Origin of the sequence: Halalkalibacter sp. AB-rgal2, from assembly GCF_041821005.1 — a bacterium.
GTDB lineage: Bacteria > Bacillota > Bacilli > Bacillales > Bacillaceae_D > Halalkalibacter.
This window is the reverse complement of the sequence record NZ_JBGUAV010000073.1, coordinates 1-690: the sequence shown is the minus strand read 5'-3', so window position 1 is coordinate 690 and position 690 is coordinate 1. Positions and strand designations below refer to the sequence as shown.

The following is a 690-nucleotide window of genomic DNA, read 5'->3' as shown; positions in this document are numbered from 1 at the left end:
GCTCATCTTCCAAATCATTCGTTGTCGATTTTGGTGGGAATTTTTGCTTCATGGATTCATCAATCTCATAAACTGATTTACGAAGTTTCTTTGAACGATCCATTAATACCTCTTTGGGTGATTTTTGATTATAACGTGCTCTTGTGTGGGTGGCATCTACAATGATGGAATGACTTTTTATGATTTCTTTTTCCACCGCAATTTCCACCGTTTTATTGATTAACATGTCTAATAGATTTATGTCTTTTAATCGTATTTTACGAAATTTGGTTAACGAACTAGGTTCAATAACGGAGTCCTCTGGAGCCATGCCGAGAAAATATTTAAAAGACATATCATATTTAGAACGTTCCACAATATCTACGTCTGATAAGTCAAAGATTGTTTTTAAAAGTAAATATTTAAACATACGTATCGGATCAATCGCATTCCGACCATTCGTATGACAGTATTTATCGTGTAATTCATCGTACACAAAAGAAAAGTTCACCAATTCATTAAGTCGTCGTAAGAAATTATCCTTTGGTACAATCAAATCATAAAGTTCTGAATATGGACTTAACATCATCGATTCTTGTTTTTGAATCACTTTAGCCACCCGCTTATACTTAATGCTTTTATTGTAACTAAAAAAAGATATGATTCCCATAATAAATCGAGGAATCATATCTTTTATGGACTTTTTCAGTG

At 32.6% G+C, this 690-nt stretch carries 1 protein-coding gene; it reads right to left on the bottom strand.

Translation table 11 applies throughout. The annotated features are described in order from the left end of the window. The coding region (locus ACERJO_RS21035; RefSeq protein WP_373648784.1) for a transposase at window positions 1-568 on the bottom strand (568 nt) is incomplete at its 3' end. Between the last annotated feature and the right edge of the window lie 122 nt (window positions 569-690).